General features: G+C 73.3%; 6 protein-coding genes. 2 read left to right on the top strand and 4 right to left on the bottom strand.

Annotated features, from left to right (window positions below; all coding sequences use genetic code 11):
• Positions 1–184: 184 nt before the first annotated feature.
• From E1300_RS27010 to E1300_RS27000, 3 genes are all read right to left on the bottom strand, one after another.
• The gene (locus tag E1300_RS27010; RefSeq protein WP_131759885.1) at positions 185–1051 is read right to left on the bottom strand and encodes a lytic polysaccharide monooxygenase auxiliary activity family 9 protein; all 867 of its coding nucleotides are present in this window, start codon (positions 1049–1051) and stop codon (positions 185–187) included.
• A gap of 345 nt (positions 1052–1396) precedes the next feature.
• On the bottom strand, positions 1397–1987 hold the full coding sequence (locus E1300_RS27005; protein WP_131759884.1) for a snapalysin family zinc-dependent metalloprotease: 591 nt from the start codon (positions 1985–1987) through the stop codon (positions 1397–1399).
• Between the two features lie 32 nt (positions 1988–2019).
• Positions 2020–2763, bottom strand: coding sequence for a S1 family peptidase (locus tag E1300_RS27000; RefSeq protein ID WP_131759883.1), 744 nt, complete (start codon positions 2761–2763; stop codon positions 2020–2022).
• Between the two features lie 393 nt (positions 2764–3156).
• Here E1300_RS27000 and E1300_RS26995 point away from each other — a divergent pair, with 393 nt between their 5' ends.
• Positions 3157–4587, top strand: coding sequence for an ATP-binding protein (locus E1300_RS26995; protein ID WP_242619417.1), 1431 nt, complete (start codon positions 3157–3159; stop codon positions 4585–4587).
• Between the two features lie 160 nt (positions 4588–4747).
• Positions 4748–5305, top strand: coding sequence for a DUF4352 domain-containing protein (locus tag E1300_RS26990; protein WP_165503020.1), 558 nt, complete (start codon positions 4748–4750; stop codon positions 5303–5305).
• 201 nt (positions 5306–5506) lie between these two features.
• Here E1300_RS26990 and E1300_RS26985 read toward each other — a convergent pair whose 3' ends face one another.
• Entirely contained in the window at positions 5507–7024 is a 1518-nt protein-coding gene (locus E1300_RS26985; protein WP_131759880.1) for a cellulose binding domain-containing protein, read from the bottom strand.
• Positions 7025–7053 lie beyond the last annotated feature (29 nt).

The raw sequence follows: 7053 nt of genomic DNA, 5'->3' as shown, positions 1-7053 counted from the left end.
AGCGGAGCCGCCGGCCCCGCACCGCGCGACCAGCAGCAGCGCGCACGCGGCGGCCAGGGCGAGCGCGGCATACCGCACCGCGCGGTCCGTCGCGCGGTCCGTCGCGCGGCCCCTCGTGCGGCTTGTCGCGCGGTCCGTCGCGCGGCTTTCCGTGCGGCTCGTCGCGGGGGTCATGCTGGCCCGCTCAGATCGCCTGCCACAGCGCGGCGGTGGTCGGGGGCTCCCATCCGGCGATCGCGGTGTGGGCCTGCAAGCACCGGTAGGACGCGCCGTTGTAGGTCACCGTGTCGCCCGCGGCGTACGCCTTGCCGACCGTCCAGGTGCCGCTCGGCGCGGGCGTGGTCGGCGGCGTGGTGGGCGGTGTGGTCGGGGGAGTCGTGGGCGGCGTGGTGGGCGGCGTGGTGGGCGGGGTCGAGCCGCCGAAGTCCACGTCGGAGCAGGTGTAGAACGCCTCGTTGCTGCCGACGACCCGCTGCCAGATCGAGTAGAGGATGTGGCGGCCGGTGCGCTGCGGGATGTTCAGCGTCCAGTTGGTGAAGGTCGTGGGGTTCTGCTTGGTGAAGGTCTGGAGGTGGACGAGGTCGGACCAGCGCAGCGGCTGCGAGGGGTTCCAGCCGTCGCGGGTGATGTAGAACTCGAAGTTGCTCGCGGCGTGCGGGGCGGTCGCGTGGTAGGTGATCGTGAGCGGTCCCGGCGCGACGCGCTTGGCGGGCCAGTCGGTGCGCTGGAGGTCCAGGCCGCGGTACTTGGCCCGCCCCGCGCTGCACAGCTGGCCGTCCGGGATGAGCTCGCGGTGCCGCCCGCCGGCCTCCAGCAGCGACACCTCGTTCCAGTCGTAGAACGCCTGCGTGCCGGCGACGGCGACGGCGGCCTTGCACGCGTCGGACTTCGGGTTCTCGGGTCCCTCGTTCTTGCAGACGTACACGCGGCTGGGCGGGTCGGACATGGTGCCGTGCGCGCTCGCGGGCGCCGCCGAGGCCAGGACCACGGCGACGGACGCGGCGGGCAGGGCCGCGGCGGCGACGACCGCCTTCGTGCGGGGGGATCGCATGGGCTTCCTTCCGTCGGGGTGGGCGCCCGCCGAGGGGACGGGCGCGGGTCGGGCCCCCGAGGTCCGTCGCGACGGAATCGACAGTAAAGTTTCCTATATAAGCCCACGCTAACCAGCGTTTCCAGGCCGGGCAATCCCCCGAAATGGCAGTTCGTGTCGGTGCTGGAAACCACCCCAGGTTGCGCACCGGGCCACTTCCCGCGCCGCCGAAGATTGGCATGAGTCGCCCAAAGGGCGCCCGTCCATGGGCGATAGTCCCCGGGCGCCCGGACCACTGTCCGGGCAGCCGTCAGCCGGGGTGCCCGTGAAGCGTCCGGTGGGGCACCCCGGCGTATCGGCGGCCGGTCAGCGTCCGGCGAGGGCGGGCGCCTCGGAGAGGGTGACCCCCGGGGCGACACCGGTCAGGCCGTTCGCGAAGTTCCGCTCGACCTGCGCGATCTCGGCGGCGTTCGGGTTGGGGTTGCGGCAGGACGTCCCGGCGCTGGCCCCGGACATCAGGTCCGTGCAGAGGCCGGTGCGCCGGTCGGGCAGGCCGAGGATGTGGCCGAGCTCGTGCGCGGCGATGCGCACGGTGTAGTGGCCCTCCTGGACGGCCTGCCGGCCCATCCAGACGGTGCCGCGGCCGAGGCCCGCGGGCTGGGTGCGCGGCCAGCCGTTGTCGGTGTAGACGACGACGTCCGCCGGCGTCCCGGCGACGAACTGGACGTTGTGGACGCGCGCGTTCCAGATCTGCGCGCCCTGGTCGACGGCCGTCCGGAACTCGGCGGCCCGGCTCGCGTCGTACCGGACGGTGCGGACGGCCAGCGGGGCCGGGGCCGAGGCCGCCTTGGCGGGGGCCGCAGAGGCGGGAGGCGCCGCGGTGAGCGCCCCGGTGAGGAGCGCGAGGCCGAGCAGGAGCACGGCGAGCGCCTTCGGGAGCTTGGCGGGCACGGTCATGGGACTCCTCCTGAGGGGGTGGGAGGGAGCGGTCAGCGGGCCCCGGAGCCGATGATCTGCAGGATCCGGGCGCGGTAGGCGGTCACGTCGCCGTAGATGGACGGCGTGGTGGCGCAGGTGCTCGCGGTGCCGCGGCTGGTGGCGCCGACGAGCCGCCACGCGCCGGGCCCGCCGGTCACCGCGGGTCCGCCGGAGTCGCCGTAGCAGGCGCCCCGCCCGCCGCCGCCCTGGATGCAGAGCTCGGTGGACGCGGAGATCCCGGAGCAGTACGCGTCGGCGATGATGCTGGTGTCGAGCTGCCGGAGGCCCACGGGGGTGCCGCCGCAGCCGCGGGTCGGGCAGGTCTGGCCCCAGCCGATCAGCCGGGTCGCCGAGCCGACCGGCGCGCTGGTCGCGATCGGGACCGGCTGCACCGTCGCGGGGCTGGCCAGCCGCAGGATCGCGACGTCCCCGCCGACGACCTGGCGGGACGCGACGCGGCGGACCTCGCCGCCGGCGTTGTAGGTCCGGGTGCCGAGCCGCACCTGGTACGGGGTGCCGCAGTGGCCCGCGGTGACGACCCAGCTCGCGGCGACGAGCGAGCCGCCGCAGGAGTGGGCGCCGGCCGAGCTCTGGAGCGACGCCATGAACGAGTAGGTCTCGGTGGCGGGCACGCCGCCGACGAGGCCGGGGGCCGGCGGCGGGGGCGGGTCGGCGCTCGCCGCCGCGGTGGCGGACGTCCCGGCGAGGGCCAGGACGGCCAGCGGCACGGCGGCCAGCAGGCTGGTCTTCTTCATGAGCGGGGTTGTCCTTTCGCACGAGCACGGGGGAAAGGGACGACCGCAGGGCCCTGCCGGTCACCGGACGCCGGCGCGGAAGCGGCGCGCCGGGCGTCCGGTGCACGCACTATCGACCACCGGCGGGAGATCCGCCATCGCCGTCCCGCGCCTGCAAAGGGCGGTCGAACGCCTTCGACGGGCGAAGCGGCGGCGACCTGCGCGGCTTCTATCGGGCGCGTGCGGAACTGAATGCCGCGACATTTTCACGAGGCCCCTCGACGGGCCTCGAAAGGGGCGCCCGGCCCGTGCGGCGGGCGGCGGGAAGCCCGGCGGGCCTCGCCGCGTTCTGACTGGGGGCCGGGTGAGCAATACTCGGTGGTGAAGGCCCGGTTGCGGATCCTTGGAGGAACGGTGGGCGGTCAGGGGCATCTGAGCCCGGAGGAGTTGCGCACGCTGTTCCTCTTCGAGCGGCTCGACGACGAGCAGATCGCGTGGATCGCCGAGAACGGCTGGGTCGAGGAGTTCCCGCAGGGCGCGGCCGTCCTGCGCGAGGGCGAGCCCGCGACCTGCTTCTACGTGCTGCTGAGCGGGACCCTGCGGATGACCCGGTCGGTGGGCGGCGACGAGGTCGAGACGAACCGGACCGACCACCGCGGGGTCTACTGCGGCGCCACCCAGTTCTTCGTGCAGCAGGGGGACGACCAGCGCTACGGCGCCTCCGTCTACGCGGTGACCGACACGACGTTCTTCCAGCTGCCGGCGAAGGAGTTCGCCGAGCGGTTCCGCACCTGGTTCCCCATGCCGACGCACCTGCTGGAGGGCATGTTCTTCGGCAGCCGCAACACCCAGCTCGTCATCGGGCAGCGGGAGCGGCTCCTCGCGCTGGGCGCGCTGTCCGCCGGGCTCACCCACGAGCTGAACAACCCCGCCGCGGCGGCCGTCCGGGCGACGGCGTCGCTGCGCGAGCGGGTCGCGGGCATGCGCCACAAGCTGGCGCTGCTCGCCCGGCACGAGATCGAGCCCGGCCTGCTGGAGAAGCTGATCGACGTCCAGGAGGACCTGGTCAAGCGGGTCGCGTCCGCGCCGAAGCTGAGCGCGATGGAGGTCGCCGACCGCGAGGACGAGCTGACCGACTGGCTCGACGACCACGAGATCGGCGACGGCTGGGACCTGGCCTCGACGTTCGTGACCGCCGGGCTCACCGCGGCCGACCTGGACGAGGTGAACGGCACGGTCGGCGCCGAGTTCCTGAACGCGGCGCTGCGGTGGCTCGGGTACGCGCTGGAGACCGAGTCGCTGATGGGCGAGATCGAGGACTCCACCGCGCGGATCTCCAAGCTGCTGGGCGCGGCCAAGCAGTACTCCCAGATGGACCGGGCCCCCTACCAGTGGATCGACGTCCACGACGGGCTCGACTCCACGCTGGTCATGCTGTCCGGCAAGATCGGCGACGGCGTCCGGGTGGTCAAGGAGTACGACCGGTCGCTGCCGCAGGTGCCCGCGTACGCCGGGGAGCTGAACCAGGTCTGGACGAACCTCATCGACAACGCGGTCGCCGCGATGGAGGGCCGGGGCACGCTGACGGTCCGGACGTCCGCCGGGGACGACTGCGTCACGGTCGAGATCGCCGACACCGGGCCGGGGATCCCGGCCGAGAACCGGCAGCGGATCTTCGAGCCGTTCTTCACCACGAAGCCGGTGGGCGAGGGCACCGGGCTCGGGCTCGACATCTCCTGGCGCATCGTCGTGAACCGGCACCACGGCGACCTGCGCGTGCGGTCGGAGCCCGGCGACACCCGGTTCCAGGTCCTGCTGCCGCTGACGGAGCAGCCGTCCGCCTGACCCCGCCGTTCCCCCAGGTGGCTGGGTGATCTTCCGGGGGATCCCGTGGTTCCACGGAGGGCCGGAGTCCCGGACGCGCCGGGTGAACGGTCCCTGGCGGTCCCGCCGCCGCCCCGGTGAGACTGGTGCCACCGAGGACGGGGGGGTCAGGATGATCGCGGTGGCGACCGTGAAGACCGGCACCGACGGCGCGGAGAGCGGCCCGGAGATCGCGGAGGCGGCCCCGGAGCCGACGGGCCCGGAGCGGCCGCGGCCGGAGCCGACGGGGGCCGGGCCGGAGGGGACGGCCGGGAGCTCCGTCGCGGGGGTCGGCGGGACGATCGACCTGTCCGGGATGCGGGACGTGCGGATGGCCGTGACGCTCAGCAAGGTCGTATCGGACGCGGAGAGCGGCAGCGAGTTCGAGAGGCCCGCCGCCGGGAAGCGCTTCTACGCCGTCCGGTTCACGATGCGGAACATCGGCGCGGTCGCCTACGACGACAGCCCGTCCAACGGCGCCCAGATCGTGGACGGCGCGGACGAGTCCTACGAGGCGACGGTGGTGGCCGGGCTGGCGGCCGGCTCCACGATGGACTCGGCGACGATCGCGCCCGGTGACACGCGCAAGGGTTACGTGGTGTTCGAGATCCCGGCGGAGGCGCGGATCGTCCGGGTCCGGTTCGCCCTGGACAGCGGCCTGGCCGACGACACCGGCCAGTGGCGGGTCCCGCAGGCCTGACGGCCGCGTCCTGGACGGGGGCGGCGACTTCGGCCGGTCGGCGGTCCGGCCGGGGACGGCGCTCCGGGGGGAAGGGGTGCGGCCTGCGGAAGGGGAGGAATCCGCAGGCCGCGCCCCGGGGGGGTGGATAGGGCTTTCGCCCGGGAGGCGGGGTCAGTGCAGGACCCCCAGACCCCCAGGGCTTCCGCCCGGAAGGCATGATCAGAAGCTGGCCGTGATGCGGGTGAAGTCCCACGGCTGCTGGTCGATGCCGCTGCAGTTCTCGGCGACGCCGCCGCCGGGGCAGGGGCGGTCCCGGTTGACCGACCAGAACGCCAGCCGCGCGAGCCCCTTGGACTTGGCCCAGTCGCGGATGCTCGTCCAGGTGGCGGTCGAGGTGACCTCCTGCTGGTCGGACAGCCCGTTCATGCCGGAGATGCCCATGTGGGAGTACGCGGTCGCGTCCGACCAGCCGAACGCCGACTTCAGCGCGTTCTTGAGGCCCTCGCTCGCGCTGACCGTGTTGCCGTACATGTCGGATCCGCCGCCGAAGTCGAACGGCATGATCGTGAAGACGTCGACGTTCGCCTGGAGCTCGACGGCCCGCTTGATGAGGCGGTTGCCGTAGTAGTTCGGCCCGGTGGTGGCGGTGCCGAACGTCAGGATCGTCTGGACGCCGGGGTTCCTCTGCTTCACGATCTTCAGGGCGCCGAGGATCCGGTCCTGGACGGCCTCGTTCTCGAACTCGTCGGTGTTCTCGATGTCGATGTCGATGGCCTTGAGCGAGTAGGCGTCGATGACCTGCTGGTACGCGCCGGCCAGCGCCTCGGGCGTCGCGCAGTTCGGGCCGAGTTTGTTGCCCTGCCAGCCGCCGATGGAGGGCAGGACGTCCCCGCCCGCGGCGCGGATCTGCGAGATCGCCTGGGCGTCGGCGCCGCCCTGGAGCGGCCGCTGGCCGTCCCAGGCCGGGCTGCATCCGCCGCCGGACAGGATGAACGCCATCGTGAACCACTTGATCCCGGTCGCGCTCATGACCGTGGTGGGGCTGGGCGGGCTGCCCCACCCCATGTAGAGGTACGGCGCGCCGCGTCCGCCGGCGGGCGTCGTGCAGCCGGTGGTCGTGCCGGTGACCGTGCCGCTCGCCGGGGACTCGCCCGCCGAGTTGTACGCCTTGACCGTGTAGGTGTGGGACGAGCAGGTGCCGAGCCCGGAGATCGTGGCGGACGTTCCCGTCACGGTGGCCCGGACGGTGGTGCCCTCGTACACCCGGTAGCCGGTGACGGTGCCGGTCGAGGCGGACCAGGAGAGCGCGAGCGAGGTGTCGGTCCGGCTCGTCACGGTCGGAGCGCCCGGTGCGCTGGGAGCGCCCGGGGTGGTCGTGCCGCCCGTGCAGGACGCGCCGTTCACGGTGCAGTTCTGGGGCGTTCCAGAGCCGCTGACCAGGAAGCCGAACGAGGCCGTCCCGCCGGGCGCGATGGAGGCGTTGTAGTCGCGGTTGGTGAAGGCGGCGTGCTGCCCGGACGTGGTGAGCAGCGCGTCCCAGTACGACCCGATCGTCGAGCCGGACGGGACGTCGAACTCGACCCGCCAGCCGGAGACGGCGGCGCCGGTGTCGTTCTTGATCGTGTACTTCGCCTCGTAGCCCGACCCCCAGTCGGAGGTCTTGGCGAACGTCGCGGTGACCGTTCCGGCCGCGGAGGCCGCGACGGGGGCGAGGAGCGCGAGCACGAGCGCGCACATCGCCGTGAGCGGGAGGAGGAGTCTGCGGG

Origin of the sequence: Actinomadura fibrosa (genome assembly GCF_900659615.1) — a bacterium.
GTDB classification, from domain to species: domain Bacteria; phylum Actinomycetota; class Actinomycetes; order Streptosporangiales; family Streptosporangiaceae; genus Spirillospora; species Spirillospora fibrosa.
The sequence above is the reverse complement of the archived record's forward strand: the minus strand, read 5'-3'. Positions and strand labels throughout refer to the sequence as shown.